The 20448-nt window shown below is 37.7% G+C and carries 18 protein-coding genes, 1 tRNA gene and 1 other RNA gene; 14 read left to right on the forward strand and 6 right to left on the reverse strand.

Translation table 11 applies throughout. From position 1 onward, the window contains the following. The first annotated feature begins 175 nt into the window (after positions 1 to 175). The 7 genes from F3G70_RS00870 (at position 176) to F3G70_RS00900 (ending at position 3810) form a co-directional block, all read left to right on the forward strand. On the forward strand, positions 176 to 442 hold the full coding sequence (locus tag F3G70_RS00870) for a DUF749 domain-containing protein (RefSeq protein WP_149730825.1): 267 nt from the start codon (positions 176 to 178) through the stop codon (positions 440 to 442). Continuing rightward, on the forward strand, positions 439 to 969 hold the full coding sequence (locus F3G70_RS00875; protein ID WP_149730826.1) for a DUF2096 domain-containing protein: 531 nt from the start codon (positions 439 to 441) through the stop codon (positions 967 to 969). The genes F3G70_RS00870 and F3G70_RS00875 overlap by 4 nt, the downstream gene beginning before the upstream one ends. Before the next feature lie 12 nt (positions 970 to 981). Next, positions 982 to 1671, forward strand: coding sequence for a metallophosphoesterase family protein (locus F3G70_RS00880; RefSeq protein ID WP_149730827.1), 690 nt, complete (start codon positions 982 to 984; stop codon positions 1669 to 1671). Between the two features lie 105 nt (positions 1672 to 1776). Further along, positions 1777 to 2703, forward strand: coding sequence for a 2-phosphoglycerate kinase (locus F3G70_RS00885; protein WP_149730828.1), 927 nt, complete (start codon positions 1777 to 1779; stop codon positions 2701 to 2703). Continuing rightward, on the forward strand, positions 2669 to 3055 hold the full coding sequence (locus F3G70_RS00890) for a CBS domain-containing protein (RefSeq protein ID WP_149730829.1): 387 nt from the start codon (positions 2669 to 2671) through the stop codon (positions 3053 to 3055). The genes F3G70_RS00885 and F3G70_RS00890 overlap by 35 nt, the downstream gene beginning before the upstream one ends. A gap of 293 nt (positions 3056 to 3348) precedes the next feature. Further along, an RNA gene (gene ffs, locus F3G70_RS00895) (signal recognition particle sRNA) lies at positions 3349 to 3662 on the forward strand. Between the two features lie 64 nt (positions 3663 to 3726). Continuing rightward, a tRNA-Ser gene (locus F3G70_RS00900) sits at positions 3727 to 3810 on the forward strand. Between the two features lie 6 nt (positions 3811 to 3816). Here F3G70_RS00900 and F3G70_RS00905 read toward each other — a convergent pair. From F3G70_RS00905 to F3G70_RS00915, 3 genes are read right to left on the reverse strand one after another with little or no spacing between them, the layout of a single operon-like run. Further along, positions 3817 to 4725, reverse strand: coding sequence for a cation diffusion facilitator family transporter (locus tag F3G70_RS00905; protein ID WP_149730830.1), 909 nt, complete (start codon positions 4723 to 4725; stop codon positions 3817 to 3819). Further along, positions 4718 to 5836 carry a pyridoxal phosphate-dependent aminotransferase gene (locus F3G70_RS00910; RefSeq protein WP_149730831.1) on the reverse strand — a complete coding sequence of 373 codons (1119 nt, stop codon included), beginning with the start codon at positions 5834 to 5836 and terminating at the stop codon, positions 4718 to 4720. Before F3G70_RS00910 ends, F3G70_RS00905 begins: the two co-directional genes overlap by 8 nt. A gap of 42 nt (positions 5837 to 5878) precedes the next feature. After that, the gene (locus F3G70_RS00915) at positions 5879 to 7423 is read right to left on the reverse strand and encodes a radical SAM protein (RefSeq protein WP_149730832.1); all 1545 of its coding nucleotides are present in this window, start codon (positions 7421 to 7423) and stop codon (positions 5879 to 5881) included. 463 nt (positions 7424 to 7886) lie between these two features. On the opposite strand from F3G70_RS00915, the gene F3G70_RS00920 reads away from it, so the two are divergent. From F3G70_RS00920 to fwdF, 5 genes are all read left to right on the forward strand, one after another. Further along, positions 7887 to 11174, forward strand: coding sequence for a transglutaminase domain-containing protein (locus tag F3G70_RS00920; protein WP_149730833.1), 3288 nt, complete (start codon positions 7887 to 7889; stop codon positions 11172 to 11174). Positions 11175 to 11352: 178 nt separating this feature from the next. Beyond that, positions 11353 to 14100 (forward strand): Ig-like domain repeat protein, encoded by a 2748-nt coding sequence (locus tag F3G70_RS00925; RefSeq protein ID WP_149730834.1) that lies wholly within the window; start codon positions 11353 to 11355, stop codon positions 14098 to 14100. Between the two features lie 78 nt (positions 14101 to 14178). After that, the gene (locus tag F3G70_RS00930) at positions 14179 to 14649 is read left to right on the forward strand and encodes a phosphopantetheine adenylyltransferase (protein WP_149730835.1); all 471 of its coding nucleotides are present in this window, start codon (positions 14179 to 14181) and stop codon (positions 14647 to 14649) included. Positions 14650 to 14747: 98 nt separating this feature from the next. After that, complete coding sequence (locus F3G70_RS00935) at positions 14748 to 14939, forward strand: 4Fe-4S binding protein (RefSeq protein WP_058739703.1); 192 nt, start codon at positions 14748 to 14750, stop codon at positions 14937 to 14939. Between the two features lie 12 nt (positions 14940 to 14951). Beyond that, a complete protein-coding gene (gene fwdF / locus F3G70_RS00940; RefSeq protein WP_149730836.1) occupies positions 14952 to 15959 on the forward strand; it encodes a tungsten-dependent formylmethanofuran dehydrogenase subunit FwdF in 1008 nt (335 codons plus the stop codon). Positions 15960 to 15976: 17 nt separating this feature from the next. Here the strand turns inward: fwdF and F3G70_RS00945 are convergent, their stop codons facing one another. Together F3G70_RS00945 and F3G70_RS00950 are read right to left on the reverse strand one after the other, a co-directional pair. After that, complete coding sequence (locus F3G70_RS00945; protein WP_223165970.1) at positions 15977 to 16189, reverse strand: class III signal peptide-containing protein; 213 nt, start codon at positions 16187 to 16189, stop codon at positions 15977 to 15979. Next, positions 16149 to 16355 (reverse strand): class III signal peptide-containing protein, encoded by a 207-nt coding sequence (locus tag F3G70_RS00950; RefSeq protein ID WP_149730838.1) that lies wholly within the window; start codon positions 16353 to 16355, stop codon positions 16149 to 16151. The genes F3G70_RS00945 and F3G70_RS00950 overlap by 41 nt, the downstream gene beginning before the upstream one ends. Before the next feature lie 199 nt (positions 16356 to 16554). On the opposite strand from F3G70_RS00950, the gene F3G70_RS00955 reads away from it, so the two are divergent. Together F3G70_RS00955 and F3G70_RS00960 are read left to right on the forward strand one after the other, a co-directional pair. Next, on the forward strand, positions 16555 to 17733 hold the full coding sequence (locus F3G70_RS00955; protein ID WP_149730839.1) for a hypothetical protein: 1179 nt from the start codon (positions 16555 to 16557) through the stop codon (positions 17731 to 17733). Further along, positions 17733 to 18452 carry a metal-dependent hydrolase gene (locus F3G70_RS00960; RefSeq protein ID WP_149730840.1) on the forward strand — a complete coding sequence of 240 codons (720 nt, stop codon included), beginning with the start codon at positions 17733 to 17735 and terminating at the stop codon, positions 18450 to 18452. The genes F3G70_RS00955 and F3G70_RS00960 overlap by 1 nt, the downstream gene beginning before the upstream one ends. On the opposite strand, the gene rqcH is transcribed toward F3G70_RS00960, so the two are convergent. After that, on the reverse strand, positions 18449 to 20440 hold the full coding sequence (gene rqcH / locus F3G70_RS00965; RefSeq protein ID WP_149730841.1) for a ribosome rescue protein RqcH: 1992 nt from the start codon (positions 20438 to 20440) through the stop codon (positions 18449 to 18451). The genes F3G70_RS00960 and rqcH overlap by 4 nt on opposite strands. Positions 20441 to 20448 lie beyond the last annotated feature (8 nt).

The raw sequence follows: 20448 nt of genomic DNA on the forward strand, positions 1-20448 counted from the left end.
TTCTTTTTTTATTTTTTAGGCATTGAAAACACATTTCGGGTATTGTTACTTATTTAAGTAGCAATTTTTTTTTAAAATTTTATTTTGTTCGTTAACATACGAATGATTTTTAATTAATTTTATATATCATTAATTTAAAAAATTTAAATGTTATAAAATAAGTGAGGTATAAAATATGTTTGTGGCAACTTTAGACGGTATTTTTAAATATGAAGACCTTCCTGAAGAATATGAACCTTACGTTCAGTTCAAAGCGACTATTGAAAAAAGAGAACTTAAGGCTGATGATGAATTGGCTATTCTAAACATTTCAGGCACTTCAACTCATCATGTCTTATTCCTGGATTCATATAAAAATACCAGAGAAATCGAAAAGGAATTGAAAGAAGCTGACGCTAAAATCAACCATACTACTTTAAAAATTATAGGTGGACATTTATGAGCTTGCCTTCCGAACAAAATTGGTTAGTTCTTTTTAATCTTATTTCAGACTTAACTCAAAGGGGATACGAGATTCCCGAAGGAATTAACCCGGAGATGGGATTAATCAGGTCATCTATCAGTTCATACAAAAGAGATCCTACCCATCCGGATTTGATTAATGGTTTGGCTCAGGCAGAGATGTCTTTAAATAAAATTCAGGGAACCATTCTTGTTATTGCAGAAGAAGAAGGAGAAGAATACGTTGACGAATGGCTTGGTTACTTCAAAAGGGCTATGAGGGGAGAAGAAGTCTTTGAATTTCCAAAATCCCGTTCAACATTTCTGGTCAACTCTCCTCCGGGACTGACAACCGGAAGAATCAATTTGAAGGTTCCTTTAGCTGAAGAAAGAGTTCAGGAAATCGCCGAATGGCACGGTTTAATCATTGAATTCGATGATGATGTTACTGTTGCTCTTCATGGAGACAAGCCTGATTTGCAGATTGGCTTGAAAGAAATGGGTTCTTTTTTCTTGGAAGAATTATAGGAGATAAATAATATGAAAATTTTAGCTATTAGTGATGTTCATGGAGAAGAAAACGAAAACTTATACAAATACTTAGACAACAATGATATTGATTTGGTCATTATACTTGGAGACATTACAAATTTCGGACCTCTTGAATTTGTAGGCGAATTCATAGGCAAGATATTTGAATATGACTGTGACGTAATTGCAATCCCTGGAAACTGCGACCCTGCGGGAATCTGTAAGGCAATCGGAGAATCCGGAGCATTCTGTCTTCACAACGAAATCATCGGATACGGTGATGCTATCCTATTCGGATATGGGGGATCCAATCCGACTCCATTCGACACTCCAGGTGAAATCGACGATTTAAAGATTTACGGTGACGTTTATGAATTGATGGCAAACTATGACTATGTCTACAACAAGGATGTTCCTAAGGTCAGAATCCTTGTTACCCACGCTCCACCGTTCAATACTGATGCGGATAAGACTTCAACAGGCGAGCATGTCGGAAGTTCAGGAATTTTAAAGTCAATTCACGAATTTGAACCTGAAATCAACATTTGCGGACATATCCACGAAGCAAAATCCTTAAGCCAGATAGGCAATACTACTAAGGTTGCCAATCCTGGAATGTTAAAGGACAACGGCGCTGTTCTCATTGACATTACAGACGGTGCTACGTTCGATATTAATGTTATTTCATTAGATGAATAATCTAATGACTTTTTCTCTCTTTTTTTTTACAAAAATCAAATAACAAATTTTATCTATTATTATTTTTAAATATCTTTTTAGCAAAATGATTTTAGAGTGATATTTATGATTTGGGTTGTTGGAAATATTGAAGGAAATCAGTATAAGGAACCCTTTTCAAAAGGTGTTTTGGCCCGTTCACTGCGTGTTTCAAGACTGGGACTTGACCAGGCTTATGAGATTGCAAATGAAATAGAAAAGGAACTTCTTGAACGGGACATCAATGAGATTTCTGTAAATGATTTGGCAACTTATGTTGCAGATTACCTTAATAATGTAGATCCCGAAGTGTCATCCAAATACAAAAATTGGAGAGAGGTCAGAAAGTCCGATGAGCCTTTAATTATATTGATTGGAGGTGCTTCCGGTGTTGGAACCTCTTCAATGGCTTTCGAGCTTGCAAATCGTTTGGGATTGAAAAACATTATAAGTACGGATATGATTCGTGAGGTAATGCGTAAAATCGTATCCAAAGATTTGAATCCGGTTATCCACAAGTCCAGTTTTGACGCTTATGAGAGCATAAGGACTCCAGCAATCCGTGTAGATGCAGTTATTGAAGGATTTATAAGTCACGTTGACGTAGTTAATGTTGGCGTTGAGGCCATTATCGAGAGATCACTTAAAGAAGGTATCAGCGTAATTATTGAAGGAGTCCATGTAGTTCCAGGATTTATCCGTGAAGATTTAATCAAAAAAGACAACGTAATCATGCTTATACTGACGGTTGACGATGAGGAAACGCACAAACAAAGATTCTACACCCGATGCAGGCCGCCTTGGGTAAAAAGGTCTCTGGAGCATTATATGGAAAATTTCGAAACGATTAGAAAGACCCAGCAGTTCCTGGTTGATCAGGCCAAAATACATAATACTCATGTTATTAACAATGTGGATTTCAGAACTACCATAGATTCAATGGTTAATGAAATAATTAAAGAATTTGGAGGTGAAAACGATGGAAACGAGGAAAGTGGAACAGATAATGACTAAAGATGTGATTACAGCAACTCCGGATATCGATGTTGTATGTGCATTTGAAAAACTGATGAAATGCAAAATCAGCTCTCTGCCTGTCGTTGAAGACGATAAACTGGTGGGAATAATCACTGCAACTGACGTTGGTCATAATTTAATCCTTGACAAGTATGAACTGGGGACCAGCGTTAAGGAAATAATGATTAAGGATGTTGTAACGGTTTCCCCTAAGGACAGCATTGAAGATGCAATCAAGGTCATGAAGGAAGCCACCGGTTCCGGAATTTTGAACCAGTTGCCTGTAGTCGAAAATGATAAATTGGTTGGTATTATTTCCGATGGAGATATCATTCAAGAGTTATTTTAATTAAAGCTCTTGTTTTTTCTTTTTATTATTTTTTACTTGTTTTAAGCCAGTTACTGTAAAAGCATATTTTTTCCAGTAATGGTCTTGTTAATTTTTTTCATATCTTTTTGATTTTAAAAATTTCACTTTTTTTTCTTTTATTATTTATCATTAATTAATGTTTAATTGTATTTTTTGATTTACTTCTATTTGAATTAATTAATCATCATTTTATGGATTTTAACCGAGTTACTGTAATAATAATTTTTTTCAAGTAATTGTTAACATTTATATAATATTAATGATATAAAATAATAGTGGCTAGACTGGAGGGTTAGGGGTCCTCTGTAAGCACACACCCCCTTTGGTGCAGTCGAAGTTCAGAAGGCGGCTTTTCAATGAAATGTGAGCCTGGAAAAACGGCATAGAAACTTCGTCCTACAGGATTAATGGTGATGAGGTCTTTACTGGAGGGTAAAGAAGAATCATCTTTGATATAGGAACGTGTCAGGCCCGGAAGGGAGCAGCTCTACTATTAACAATTGATGCTTGTAGTATCCCGGGGTGGAGTCGGGTTTTCAGATCACTCATGTTTTTGCGATTTGTCCACTTCTGGACATGCCATTATTTAAAAATAAATAACTTTATAAATAACTTATTTACATATAATGTTATATCTTGTTTTATTTGTTGTCGGGATGGCCCAGCCTGGTACGGCGTCGGACTGCTAATCCGATGGTCATATGACCACCCGGGTTCAAATCCCGGTCCCGGCGTTTTTATTATTTTTTATCTATATCTTGGGAATGGTCGTACTCTGATCCCAATGGACAGACATGCACTGTCGCTGATTTTACTATTGGGATCTTTTTAAGGATATTTTTCTCAACATTATGCGCAATTTCATGTGACTGGGATACTGTAAGGCTGCCGTTGACTTTCACGTGAAGATTGACAAGAACGTAAGCCCCATAGTTGTCTACCTTAATGTTGTGGGCTTCATATGCATTCGGGGTTTTATTTGCTACCCTTTCAATCTTTCTGATGATTTTATCGTCCGTAACTTTTCCCATGATGTTGTCAATGTTTTCCTTTCCAATTTCAAATGCTGTCTTTAGGATTAAAAGTCCAATTAAACATCCAACTATTGGGTCAAGTATTGGATAACCTATATTTGATGCTACAACGCCGCATAAAATAGCTATTGATGAAAAGATATCTGTTCTTTGGTGTTTTCCGTCAGCTACAATGGCCGGACTGTGTATCTCTTCACCGATCTTAATGATATATGTACTTATGGCCAGATTAATGAATATTCCGAATACTGCCATTATTGCAGCGTAAAAGCTGGGAACGGTAATTAAACTCGGATTTAAGAACTGGTCTTTGGCCGTATCAATGATTTCCCATCCTACAATCGTTAAGAATACTACTATAACAAGTCCGCTTATTGCCTCTGCACGGCCGTGGCCTCTAGGATGCTCTTCATCCGCAGGTTTCTGGCCGATTTTAAATCCTATATATGCTATAACTGATGTGGTAACGTCTGAAAAGGTATGCATTCCTTCAGCAATCAAAGCGTAACTTCCGCTCATCACTCCGACGAGTATGTTGAATGCCGTTAAAAAACAGTTCGCTGTTATTGCTACCGTTGCGGCCTTTTTACCGCCTTTTTCTCTTAGCTCATCCATTAACTAGACGCTCCTCCAGAATATCCATAGCTTTTTCGATGTTTTCATATGAATTTGCGTAAGACATTCTTACGTGTCCCTTTCCGTTTGAACCGAAAGCTGCACCGGGAACCGTTATGACTCCTGCTTTGGCTGCCTTTTGGACAAAGTTTTCATCATCGATTTTTGGAAATACGTAGAATGCTCCTTCCGCATTGACAGTTTCATATCCCATTCTATTCAATCTTTCAACAATCAAATCTCTTCTTCTTTTGAATTCGTTAACCATTTTCACCGCTTCGTCCTGCGGTCCTCTAAGTGCTTCAATTGCGCCTCTTTGTGATGTTGTTGTGGCGCAGGCAAGGTTATACTGGTGTATCTTAAGCAGTTCTTCACACAAGTCTTCGTTTGCGTTCAGATAGCCTATCCTTAAGCCGGTCATTGCATAGGTTTTTGAAAATCCGTTGATTGTAATTACGTTATCACTCCATTTTGCAGGAGAATAATGCTTTTTATCGTAAATGATTTTTTCATAGATTTCATCTGAAATGATGAGGAAATTTTTGTCCATTGATAAATCAGCAATTGCCTTTATGTCTTCCTTTTCCATTACCGCTCCGGTCGGGTTTGACGGGGAATTCAATACGATGGCTTTTGTGTTTTCATTAATCTTTTCAGCAACGTCATCCGCCTTAAGCTTGAATTCGTTTTCCATGCTGCACTCAACAGGAGTAATTTTACCTCCGGCAATCTTTACGCATGCTTCATATGACAGGAAGCTTGGATTTGGAAGCAGAACTTCGTTTCCACTTTCAACGAATGCCTGTGCGCACATGAACAGCGCTTCGCTTGCTCCGACGGTCACTATTATGTTTTCAGGGTTTGTTTTTATTCCGTTGTCATCTTTGAACTTCTTGACAATCTCTTCCCTGAGCTCAATATAACCCTTGTTCGGAGTGTAATGTGTATCGTTTTCATTGATTGATTCAATCATTGCATTTTTAATATTTTCAGGTACGTCAAAATCAGGTTCTCCAATTCCCAGATTGATGGCATCCGGATTTGTAATTTCAAACATTTTTCTGATTTGAGACAGTTCAATTGCTTTTGTTCTTTGTGCTGGATTTATCATATTAATTCCTCTATAATAATTATATATTATATAATATTAATGTTAGTCACATGACCCGCAGTTATAGCATGTCGAGTTGTTGCACCATGGAGTCTGCTTTTTGGTCTCGAGTCTTTTGTATTCTATTTTAAGAAATTCCTTTTTCACGCCCACATCAATCCCGTCCCAGGGAAGCTCATCGTCAATGCCGTACTCGGGAAGGTAGCCCATCCACTCGTGAATGTTGACGTCTCGGGTAAGTGACCTTTCAATAATTTCAGAAACTTCACTATTTCCACAGGACAATATATATTGGATTAATGCTTTTTTAGGACTTTCTATTTTGATGCTATATTTTCGAAGATTCTTTTTAATATATTTGCTCTTTCGTTTGATGTCCTTAAAATCATAGCTCATCCATTGCATAGGAGTGTGGGGTTTTGGGACAACGGGATTTATGCTGAATTTGATTTTGTGTCTTGAGGTATGCATGTTTGCAATCCTTTCGATGTACCCGCAAAGTTCCTTTATGTCATCCATCGTTTCATGAGGAAGACCGATGAGGAAGTAAAGTTTTATGTTGAAGTCAAGCTTCACCGCATCCTCAATAACTGAAAATATCTTTTCGTCCGGAATGCTTTTATTGATTCTTTTTCTTAAGGAGTCAATCGACTCGGGAGCCAGCGTAATAGTTTTAAGCCCGCTTTCCTTAAGGAGTCTGAGGCTTTCGTAGGTAATCGATTCTATCCTGAGTGATGGGGTTGAAATCTGAAAGCCCTTGCCTTCAAGTCTTTTTATAAGTTCTTCTATTCCATCATAGTCACTTACCGCAGCCCCTATTAACGTGATTTTATTCAATCCGGTGTTTTCACGGCTTTCGATGGCTGTTTCAACCAGCTTGTCGATGTTGGTTTCCCTCATCGGCCTATAAAGATAGCTTGACATGCAGAATCTGCAGCCTCTCGTGCATCCCCTTGACACGTTAAGCATTATCGAATCGCTGAAGACGGTTTTGTACTCGTCATCGTCGCTTCGGGATATTATCGGACGGGTAATGTGGTACGCATCTTCCATCTCATTAACGATAGCAATATTTGCATCATTGTCGAATTCGGGAATGTAGATGCCTTTAATGTCTAAAAATGAACTTAATTCCTTATTTTCAAGGTATTTGTCAAGGAACTGGTTTATAATCACTTCACCTTCGCCTATAATGAATATGTCGATATATGGTGACATCGGCATTGGATTTGCGGTGGCGCACGGCCCGCCGGCTATAATTAATGGATCTTTAGAGCTTCTATCCTCCCGCCTTAAAGGGATTTCTGTCTGTTTCAGCATCTCTAAAACATTGAAATAGTCCTCTTCGAACTGCAGTGAGAAGCTGATGATATCAAAGCTTTTAAGGGGGGTGTTTGATTCAATTGAATGGATATTGGGGTATGTTATTCTCTCACACCATGTGTCTGCCCTTTCATTAATATAATTATATAATATATTATAGCCGAGTGATGACATGGCCGTTCGATAAATATTCGGATAGGTCAATGCAAATCTGATGTCTACCTTTTTATAATCCTTGATGAAAATATTGTCTTCACTTATCATTTTTCACCGATTTTCATTTTTTCTTTTATTCTTCTTATTTTTTCGATTTCTGAATGATTTTTCAATATTTTTTCAATTAATTTATTTGATAGTTTATATTTTTAATTGATTTTATATAATTTTTTATAATTTCCGATTTAATAGGCTTATGAACTAAATATTTATCTTTCAATAGGTCGCTTATTGATGAATTTAAATTCAAGATATTTAATCTTGCATTAGCTTATTTCAACATAAATGTTCTTTTATTATTAATTTATGCATATTTTTAAGCTATTTTGGTTAATTTAACTTCTTTAAATTAGTTTTTTTCAATATTAATCTATGAAAAACATTTATATATTATTAAAATATAACATTAATTTACTCATTATGAATACTAATCTTAGTATATATCATATTTTTATTAAAATTTTCGTAATGAGAACCAAGAGGTGGAAAAATTTCTAAGATAAAAAATGTAATGCTTATTTCTATTGTCTGCATTCTGTTCATGTTTTTGGGTTCAGTTTCAGCAGTAGATTTAGACAGTACAATTGATGATGCAAATTTATTAGGCGAAAATAATAAAGTTGTTTTTTCTTCACAAATTTTAGATGTTTCTAGTGATGATTCTATCTCAGAGACTATTTCTCATGATGATGAAGGATTTTTGCAATCTCAATATATCTCTGATGATATTCTGGCTAATGGGACAGTTGCAACGTCATTGGTTGGAAATGATAGCGAATTTTACTTTAATAGTGGAAATTCATTTAAAGTTTCATTGTCTGATGTTAACGGTACTCCATTAACAAATCAGAGCGTAATTTTTACAATCAACGGTAATAATTACACTAGAATTACTAATGAAAACGGTACGGCTTCCATTAAGATCAATCTGAATTCAGGAAGCTATGACATAGCATCTTATTACGAAGGAACAAGTGTTTACGAACCTTGCAATGCTACAAATATTATTAAAGTGTTATCTACGATTTCCGGAGACGATATTGAGAAATATTATAGAAATGCTACTCAATATTACGCTACATTCGTCAACAGTCAGGGCGCCTTGCTGAACAATACCACTGTTGCTTTCAACATCAACGGCGTTTATTATGAACGGAAGACCAATGAAAACGGAACGGCAAGACTTAACATCAATCTTCATTCAGGGGATTATGTATTGACTGCAATCAACCCGGTTACCGGTGAAATGCATTCAAATGACGTTACTGTATTGACTACTTTATATGCGGCTGATATTGTAAAGTACTATAAGAACGATACTCAGTATTATGTTAGTGTCCTGAACGCTACAGGCAATCCATTAATCAACAAAAGCGTAACCTTTAACATTAATGGTGTTTATTATAATCGTACTACTGATTCAAGTGGTATAGCTAAGATGAATATCAATCTTAATCCGGGAAATTACACTATTACTACAATCAATCCTGTAAATGATGAAATGCATTCCAATAATATTGAGGTATTGCCTACAATATTCGCAGATGATTTGGATATGATTTATAGGAACGGAAGCAGGTTCAAGGCACATGTTTTGGATGGTAATGGCAACCCATTGGCTAAAAGCAATGTGACGTTCAATATCAACGGCATTCACTATACCCGTGTCAGTGATGATGAGGGTAATGCATACTTAAACATTAATCTTGACGTCGGTCAGTATGTCATAACCGCTACAAACGATAAGGGACTCTCCGTTTCCAATGTAATCAACATCAGTAAATGTAATTCAACTATCTCAGGCAGCAACGCCCATATAATTTATGGCGTTGACAGGGATTACACGGTTACATTAATGGGATTAAACAATAAGTCAGTCCGTTCAGCTACAGTATATTTCTCATATGCTGGAAGAAACGTGACCGCACTCACCAATGAAAACGGTGAAGCAACCATTACGATTTCCAACATTTCAATCGGTACATATTCTGTTGAATACGGATTCCTTGGAGACATTAATTATTATCCATGCAAATCCAACAGCACTTTTGTTGTGGCAAATTCAACCGTGATATTGTCCGCTGAAGACCTGGACATGGTTTATAAGGACGGATCCAGCTTCAACGTTACATTAACCGATTTGGATTCAAATCCATTAGCCAACGAAACCATAACTTTCAATCTTAATGGTGTTGACTATAACCGTACGACCGATGCGAACGGAACCGCCAGAATCAAAATCAACCTGTTCCCTAACTCTTACAAAATTACCTACACCCATGGTGAAGTTGATGCGGAAGACTATTATCAATCTTCCAATATCATTAACGTCGCTAAACTCGTTGCAATTTTCTATGGGGAAGATTTGGTAATGAATGGTGGTGAAACAGCTCCATTTATCGTAAGGCTGGCTGATACCAACGCCGATCCTGTTAAAGACATGCAGGTTACCTTTAAAATCAACGGAGTTTCATATAACAGAACTACCAACGCTTCAGGTGTTGCCAAATTGAATATAGGCCTTAATGTAGGGTTCTATACCATCACTGCATCAATTGACAATGTGGTTTATGCGGCTGAAGAGTTATCCAGGCACGTTCTGGTCAACGGTTCAACCCTGACCAGTGACGGGGATGTTGAAGTCGTTGCAGGAAACAAGTTCACTTACTCAGCATATCTCTTTGACCCTTATGGAAATCCTAGGGCGAACGCTGAAGTTGAATTTACCTATGCGGGCGTTACCAAAACAGCATCAACGGATTCAAAAGGTGTTGCATCAATAACCATTGACGGTTTGGCAAAAGGAGATTATCTCATTGTCTACAGGTATACTGGAGATAATACTGCGGGTGAAGCCAATATTCATGTATTTGGAGCGATTCCAATTGCAAGTTTGGTTTCAGCAGCAAATACTGTAAATCTCTATATTGAAAAGAATGCAAAATTGCCTTCAACTGTTACTATCGGTGATTTGACATTTACCACTGCTCAGTATTTATATCTGCTTTCAGAAGCCATTTACAATTTAAATAATGGTGATAAGTCTAATCTGTACGTATTTAACGTTAATAATCCAACAAATCCTGGTGCAGCTGCAAATATGGGTGTTTTAAATAAATACGTTGCTGTTGCAAGGAGCATACTGGACAGTATGGATTCAGGCACCACTCCAAATTCAGTGGACTCAGAATTAGGCAAAATCGGTTATGATGGAATCGTCTATGCCTTTACCAGAGTTATGGTGTACTATGGTTCAATGGCCAAACTGCCTACTTCAGTAGCTATCAAATCCTTGGTAATCTATACTTCCCAAAGCGTATTGGATTCAAAGAACACTATTACCAATTTGGAACCTTATTTGAATCCTTCCAAGAATTGTCAGGCAGATAATCCGACGATAGTTGCTTTAGCGGAATCATTGACGAAAGGTTTAACCACTTCCGTGGAAAAGGCTACCGCAATTTTCAATTACGTGAGGGATACGGTATCCTACAGCTTCTATTATGATACCAAATACGGTGCTGTAGGCACTTTAAATGCAAAAACAGGAAACTGTGTAGATCATTCTCACCTGCTGATTGCATTGTTCAGGGCAGCCGACCTTCCTGCAAGATATGTGCACGGAACATGTACATTCAGTAGCGGAAGCACTTACGGACACGTGTGGACTCAGGTTCTAATCGGTGATACGTGGGTTGTAGCTGATGCAACGAGTACTAGAAACTCTTTCGGTAAAGTTGTTAATTGGAATAACTATGCTTATTCTTTAAAAGGATATTATGCAGCTATATCATTCTAATTAATTCCTTTATCTTTTTTTATTTTTTTTAACAAAATATTCTATTTTTTATTAATTTTAACATATTTTTCTGCTTTATTTTGTAGATTATTCTATCAAAAAAATTTATATATTATCAAATTATAAAAATTTTGGTAATGAGTACTGGGGTGGAAAAATTTCAAACAAAAAATACGCAATGATTTTTACTATTGTTTTAATATTCTTTTTTGCTGTATCTTCAGTTTCAGCGCTGGATTTAAATAATGCAAGTGACGATTTCTCATCAGAACTGATTTCTCAGGATGAATTCGGTGATATCCTGGTTAATGGAAGTGTAACTACTTCATTAACTGCAAATGATACTGAAATGTATTATAAGGACGGGACCTCATTTAAGGTCGCATTATCTGACGTTAACGGCACAGCACTGTCAAATCAGAGTGTAATATTCAGCATCAACGGCAATAACTATACGAGAGTAACCAATGATAATGGTATTGCTTCCATAAAGATAAACCTGAATTCCGGAAGCTATGATATAACGTCCTATTATTCCGGAACGGACACTTATGCGGCCTGCAATGCCACTAATGTCCTTAAGGTACTCTCAACAATCAGCGGGCAGGACATTGAAAAGTACTTTAAAAACGATACCCAGTATTATGCCACCTTTGTCGATACCCAAGGCAATCTGTTAGTCGATACCGCAGTTACCTTCAACATCAACGGCGTTTATTATGAAAGAAAGACCAACGAAAAGGGCACTGCAAGGCTTAACATCAATCTGCCTTCAGGAGAATACATTTTAACCGCAATCAATCCCGCAAACGGTGAAATGTCTTCAAATGATATATCTGTACTCACCACTTTATATGCGGAGGATCTTGTAAAATACTATAAAAATGACTCCCAGTATTATGTAACTGTCGTAAACGATGTGGGAAATCCTGTAACCAATCAGAACGTTACCTTCAACATCAATGGGGTTTTCTATACAAGAACCACTAATGACAATGGCGTTGCCAGAATGAATATCAATTTGAATCCCGGAAACTACACAATCACTTCAGCCCATCCAATTAACGGCGAGATGCACTCAAACAACATTGAAGTGCTTCCCACAATAACTGCCGAAGATTTGAAAATGAGCTATAGGGACGGAAGCCGATTCACAGCTCATGTTATTGACGATAATGGCAATCCATTGGCCAAAAGCGATGTAACTTTCAACATTAACGGTATTTATTACACGCGTGCAAGCGATAATGAGGGCAATGCACGTTTGAATATCAATCTTGACGTTGGAGAATATGTGATAACGGCCACTAATTCAAAAGGATTGTCAGTTTCAAATACAATAACAGTTTCCAAATCAGATTCACTCATTGAAGCCCGTGACGCTCATATTATCGCAGGCCTTGAAAGGGACTACAGCGTTACGTTAATGGGCACAAACAACAAGACCATTCCTTTAAACTCAATTGATTTCAGCTGCAACGGTGGCACTGTAACTGCAGTCACTGATGAGGAAGGCGTTGCAACGATTACCATTTCAGACGTTTCCGTTGGCAATTACACTCTCGGATTTGAATTCAAGGGAAACAAGAACTATAATCCGTACAAGTCATCAGTAACTTTAACCGTGGAAAATCCGACCACCAAATTAATCGGAAAGGATTTAAAGATGGTTTATAAGGACGGCTCCAAGTTCCAGGTTACCTTAACAGATTTGAAATCCAATCCTTTGGCAAACAGGACAATTACCTTTAATATCAACGGTAATTCATATGACCGCACTACCGATGAAAATGGAGTTGCGGGCCTGACCATTAACCTGGTTCCGGGCACTTATGATATTTCATACAGCCATGGCGACGTTGACGATTTGGATTATAACCGGGGATTAAATACCATAACCGTATCAAAGCTTCCGGCCTATTTCACTACCAGTGACCTTGCCTTTGATTATGGTGAAAGAGGTGCATTTACCGCAACATTAACCGATGCAAATAATGCTCCTTTGCAGGGAATTGACGTTATCTTTGATTTTTCCGGTTCTTCATACACAAGAACCACGGACGCTTCAGGCGTTGCCAAACTCAACATAAATCAGCCGGTGGGATATTATGAAATCAAAACTTCATTGAACAATAATATTTATAATGCAGAGAGCAAATCCAATCATATTCTGGTTGACGGCAGCATTTTCATTGCAAGTGATTTAAACACCATTGCACGTATGACCCGGGATTATTCAGTGACGCTTCTTGACGCATATAGAAATCCGATTCCGAATGCGGTCGTCGAGTTTACGTATAATGGTGTATCCAAGCGCGCAACTACCAATGCTCAGGGTGTAGCCACAATCCAAGTTAACAATTTGCCGGGAGGAGATTTCCCTATCGTCTATAACTACATTAAGGAAAATGACGCCGGCCAGTCATACATCCATGTATCTGACAGTGTATTGAATGTCAAAAACACTATTTCCAATTTGGACGCATATCTGTCAGATTCCAGAAACTGTCAGGTTTCAAATGCCGAAATCGTTGCCCTTGCAAGACAGCTGACCGAAGGCCTTACAAATCCTTTGGATAAGGTCTGGGCAATATTCGAATTCGTTAGGGACATACCTTACAGCTACTATTACAATACCAAATACGGCGCTGTTGGAACCTTGCACAATAAGGCAGGAAACTGTGTAGATCAGGCTCATCTGTCAATTGCATTGTACAGGGCTGCCGGTTTTCCTGCAAGATATGTTCACGGAACGTGTGTATTCAATGACGGCGACGTTGACGGTCATGTATGGTCTCAGGTTTTAGTTGAAAACACTTGGATTGTCAGCGATTCAATAAACCGCAGAAACTTGCCTGGCCAGGTCAATAACTGGAATAACTACAATTATCAGCTTAAGGGATACTATGCTTCCCTTCCTTTCTGATTAATTTCTTTTTTCAAATAGCTAATAATTTATAATAGTTTGCATAAATTCTTAATTACAAACTAACCGGGCAACATTATGGGAAATAATAGGTATAATAAAGTGGCTGTTGGTGGAACTTTCGATAAATTTCATGACGGCCATAAGAAATTATTATCAACCGCTTTTGAAATAGGCAATCGGGTCGAGATTGGCGTGACTTCAGATGCCTTCGGGGGACAAAAGGGAGATATTGATTCTTGTAAAGAGAGGATGGGAAATCTTAAGCTGTTTTTCTCGAACAAAAGTAATTTTCATGTTGTGTCACTTGATGACCCATATGGAACTACCATTTATGATGCGGATTTTGACGCTATCGTTGTCAGTGAAGAGACTGAACCTACTGCAGTTAAAATCAATGAGATTAGAGCTTCAAAAGATATGAAACCTCTTGATATTGTTGTTGTTAGTTTTGTACTTGCCGAAGATGGAAATCCGATTTCGTCCACTAGAATTAGGAGGGGCGAAATAAATAAAAACGGGTTAATTCTAAAAAATCAGAAAATATAATCGATATGTTTATTAATACATTTCGATAAATAATTAACTAGCATGACCTGTTAATTTTATAAAAAAATTAATGAAGTTATGTAATTAGAGGTGGTTATATGGCAGTTAAAATTGATTCTGATGTTTGCGGACATATTGAAAATTGTCCAGTTCAAGGTTTATGCATTAAACTCTGTGAACAAGGAGCAATCATAGAAGAAGACGGTGACGTAAAAATCGTCCCTGAAAATTGTGATGATTGCGATTTATGTATTCAGAATTGTCCTAACCAAGCTATATCCAAAGCATGAGAGGGATAGTATATGTTTAATGTAGAGAGAACTGGTTCTGAAATTCGTAAGTTGAAATATGATGATTCCAAATGTTTAGGATGCGGAATCTGCAGTGAAGTTTGTCCAACAACTTCCTTAAGATTGGGACCTATAGTGCCGATAGCACGTGGATTGATTGAAATGGATTATCTTTCTGTAAACGCTGATTCATGTGTTTTATGCGGTATATGTTCAGTTGCCTGTCCGTTCGATGCATTATCATTGACAGTTGACGGTAATGACATTAAGGAAATGGCCAATTATCCTACTTGGGAAGTTGAATCTGATGTATGTGAAGATGATTGTGTTTACTGCGGCAGATGCGCCATTGCATGTCCAAGGGACGCAATAGTGTTTGAAAGGAATTTGCCTGCAAGGGAAGCGCTGGTCAGAGGGGAAATAGATATTGATGATGAGAAATGTATCTATTGTTCATTCTGTGCTGAATTATGTCCTCCGGGCGCAATAACAATCACTAACGTTCCGACATCAAGTGTGGATTTATCAAACAGCAGCATTGAAGTTGATCCGTCAAAATGCGTATTCTGCGGAGTTTGTAAGAGAGTTTGTCCTCAGGATGCGATTACCGAAATCTGTTCAACCTGTATGCTGCAAGATCAAATTGAAGTTCCTGAGGTTACCGGTACTACTTTCATCATTGAAAACGAGTGCGTTAACTGCAGCTGGTGTAAGGAAATCTGTCCGGTTGATGCGATTAACGTCACAAAACCGTTTGAAGGTAAGCTAGAAGTAGTTGAAACCGAAGAAAGCGTCTGTAAAGGCGATTCATGCCACGCATGTCAGGACGTCTGTTCATGCAATGCGGTTGAAATCGTTGACGGAAAAGCAGTTACTAACTTGACTTTCTGTAATTTATGCGGAGCATGCATAACCGCATGTCCTCAAAACATTAGGCAAATAAGCAGAACTTCAATGAAGTTAACCAACATCACTTCCGAATCTTGGAATGAATGTTTAAACAAAGTTTTAGATGAATAAGGAGAGAATCTCTCCCCTTATATTTTATTTATTAATTTTTCTCTTTCCTGACTCAATAATGTCTTGAAAGAGCTTTGAGTAGTGCCGGTTATGCTTGAGATATAGCTCCCGACAAACAATACCACAACCAGCAGCCCGCCAATTATGAGTATTAATTCAGCACTACTTTGTCCTTTATTGTCTATTTTTCTAAACATGTGTCCTGTTGTCCAATATAGTATTCCTGACATCAATTATGTCGTCTTTTGCTTTTAAACTTTTGTCACTGGTTTCCATATATGATCTGTAGATGGTTAGTGCTAAAAGAGCAATTACTATGACGCCTCCGAACAGAAGAATGTATTCGGCGGCGCCTTGACCGGTATTGTCTTTATGTATTTTTTTCAGAATATTCATTTTTCTTCACCATATTACTGTTGCATTCCCTTTGATATGAACATTACTTAAAGTCATATTTCGGATAGATTTAAATAAAATGTTTTTTTGAGAACAATTTTATTGCTTTGTTAGAGTTTTTCAACCATTAGGTTTATAAGTAGTGTAATCAATAGATAATAGTATTAGAGTGAATATTAATTGATGAAGGGTGAACAAATTGGGAAATTCATTAAAATTTGTATCAGGAATTATTTTATTTGTAGTTGGTGTGGTTATAACCTATGAAGTGATGGTTTATAACCTTGTAGATGTTTTATTGATGGTCGGTTTTTTAATAGCAATAGTCGGTATTGTGCTGGTCATTAGCTATTTCGTGGATGCTAATGCCGAAAAAACCAGTGGTCTAATTAAAGAGTTCTTGAATTCAGCAGATTTCAATACATCATCCATTAATTTGCCAAAAAGAAAATCTTCTTCAAGAAAGAATTTTGACAATAATGGTCCGTTAATAATGAGGGATGAAAATGATGATTATGATTACGGTGCTGATATTGATGACAGTGGATTATGGGAATATTACGAATCAGAAGAACCTTCTTCCCAATCTCCTAGAGAATTCTTTGCTGTCCCTGATATCGACGAATCCAAAGCAGTATTGCGTGTAGTTAACAGGGAAGAAAAGGATTTGGATTTGGAAAATGAATTAGATTTCACTCCTTACTATGAAAAACCAATTAAAGTTACTAGAAAACCTAAAAAACGTTCAGCTAATCAAATTTATGATGAAATTACTCCTGTCGAGGACAAATCCGAAGAAATCAGGAAAGCATTATCTGAAGAAATCGAACCTGAAATCAGCAGGGTATCCGAAACCCCTCAGGCAAGGGACATTGAAATCGATATCAACCATCCTGAAAAGCTTCCTGTTCCATCTTCACTTAAAGGCAGCGTCTTAAAGGACGACAGTCTGATTTCATCCCAAGAGGCATTTGAAGAACTGGCTGTCGGTGTTAACAAGGAAATCATGCTTGAAATTCCTTCACTGAACACATTATCTGACAGGTTCTTGTCACACGTGCCTACAATCTATTCAAGAGTCATCATAGACGAATTTGACCTCTCAGACATTTCATACACAGTATTAATCGCTTCCCTTTTAAAACAGGGAGTTCACATCAAGACCGTGCCTAAAGTGCATGTTGTCAACTTGATTACTGATGATTCTTACGCAATGATTATTTCAGACGGATATCCTGCAGGAGACAGTGAATACGGTGCTATTTATGATGACAGAATATCTATTTCAAATATCCGTTCCGACTTTGAAAAAACATGGAACATAGCATCCAATCTGGATGAAAACGTAATCTTAAATAGTATTGGGGGCACAGCCTGATGGAGATTAGATGGCTGGGTCATTCAGCTTTCGAAATCATAACCGATGATGACGTTCACATTCTGATTGATCCTTTTATCAGCAACAATCCGTCCTGTCCTGTTCCCGTTGAGGAATTGAATCCGGACATTATTCTTGTTACCCACGGTCATTCAGACCATCTGGGTGATGCAATGGATATTTCCAATTCCACAAACGCTCCCATTGCAGCTATTCATGAAATATCTTTATTCTTATCTAAGCAAGGTATTGAAACCATAGGCGTTAATATAGGAGGTTCCTTCATTTACAGAGGCGTCAAGTTCACGATGCTTGATGCAAAGCACTCCTCAGACATAGACATGGTCGAGGAAGTCGTTCCTGGCGGAGTTGCTGCAAGCTTTCTGATTACTTTTGAAGACGGAACTACAATATTCCACTGTGGTGATACTGGTTTATTTGGTGATATGAAAACGATAATCGGTGATATTTACAAACCGGATATTGTGATGGTTCCTATCGGTGACAAGTTCACAATGGGACCTTTCGAAGCGGCTCTTGCTTCTATGTGGCTAAACCCTAAAATTACTATTCCTATGCATTATAACACTTTCCCGCCTATAGAACAAGACCCAACTGTATTTGCAAACTTTGTAATGCAGTTTAATCCAAAAATAAACACAGTAATCCTAAATCCTAACGAATACTTTGAATATAATCCTGAAAACTATCAGGATTAATTCTCATATTTTTTTCTTTGATGATACTCTTCATCGATATCGCATTTTCCGGATGGCAATACTCTTATGATGTCATCCAGTGTTATTAAATCATCCTCATTAATCTTATGCAGTATCTTTTTGGCTATTGCCTCTTTTTTGGTGTATCCTGGCTTTAAAACTACATAATTGTCACAGTGTGCCTCAAGTGCCTCCACAGGTCCGGCCATTATTCTTTTTCCTTCGTAGTCAACTATTCCAATAGCTATCTTTACCCTTGCGCTTCTGATATAGTTTCGGTTTCCCCTTATGACGAATGATCCCTTGGCCAGAAATTCGCCCGCTTCGGGAGTTTTTGAAACCTGGTCCGGATGAACCCAAAATACGTCCTGTGTTGTGAAACCTTTCGACCAAGCAGATGAAAATGAAGCTGCAAACTCGCCGGATTCTTTAAGGATTGTGTCATTTAATGACTTGCCACCTAATTTTACGGCAGTTGAAGTTGCACCATGTATATCTGCATGCAGATAAATATCATTATTGTCAAGATATTTCTTCACAATGGCTTCATTGGTGGCAGCGTCACGACCGCCGACGACCAAAGTGTTGTCTGAGGTGATGAACCATCTGAGTTTTTCATACCATTTGAGATTCTTCTTCTCGCGCTTTTTAGGAATTGAAATGTTCTCCATGGCAATTTCCTTTTTGGCCTTTATCTCTTCAAGCTGCTTTTTGGTATTTTCAATAGCTATGACGGCACCTTTGGATTTTCTTTTGGCCTTTTTAGCTTTTTCATAATAGTTTTCAGCGTTCTCAGGTATTGAAAGGCTTGGATCGATAATTATTGATTCGCCCTCAATGTTCAAGGTCAAAACGCCCATCTTGTCGATTGACTCGTAAATCTGGGCTTCGGCCATCCCGTCCTCCTTGGCTTTCTTGAGAGTTTTGCCGATTTCCTTATAAGAATAGTCTTTACTGATAGCTGTGTTGACGACATTTACTATATTTTCAATGGTCGTGTAATTAGAATAAATTAACTCTCCCTTATGTTGACTAGTTTCGATTGTTCTTGTAAAATTATCAAGGGTTTCTTGCTGCAGATTCAATCTTTTTTCGAACTTGTTTACTTTCTTGTTCCAGGCTCTTTCCTTGACATCCTTGATGTCGGTGTTGACCTTTTTGGAATAGTATTCGTCACAGGCCTCATTGAAGTTTTCATAGTATGTTTTTTCAAAGCCGTCATACTTAACAAGATCCAAAGGAACGACGTCTTCCTTTCTTCCGTCCTTTACAATCTGCGGCTTATATTCCTCGTTTCTTAGTATGTCAAAGACTTCCTTCAGTGAGTTGAACAGTCTTGAAAGTTCACCGTCTGTCAAATCCTTTGTCGGGGTGTTCTTGTCGATATCCGCTCTCTGGATTATCTCTTCCGCGTATAGGCTTCCGAAACCGTTGACTGCAAGGGTTCTTACGATGTCGCTTTCGGAATTTATGATGATTTCCTTAAAGCCGTCTTCGGTAACCGTAATCGGATTGATGCCCCTTTCTTCAGGGAATATGTATTCCTTTTTGGAGCTTATGTCCCTTGTTGACCAGTGTTTCCTTTTAAGAGGCAATATGATATTGTTTTCCTCATCTAAAAGAATGATGTTTCCCTTGTCGAAGAGTTCAACCACGATGGTGTAGTATTTATCCTTTTTGACTCTAATTTCAACTACTCTGTCGAAATTGTGCTGCTTTACGCTTTCAACGTGAGCTCCTTTAACCCTTTTTCTTAAAAGCATTGGAAACGTTGGCGGATTGGTGGGATTTTCAAGAGGATATTTGCTGGTATGTATTCTTGAACCGCACTGCATCACCAAATCTACTCTGCCGGTTCCAGCAACGTGAAATCTCATAACTACGATATCTTTGGTAGGCTGGAATGATTTGTCCACTCTTGCGCCAGTCAATAAATTATTAAGTTCATCACTAATTGTAAAAATGTCTACGTTAGACATTGCTTTCATATTAAACA

This window comes from Methanobrevibacter millerae (genome assembly GCF_900103415.1).
GTDB classification, from domain to species: Archaea; Methanobacteriota; Methanobacteria; order Methanobacteriales; family Methanobacteriaceae; genus Methanocatella; species Methanocatella millerae.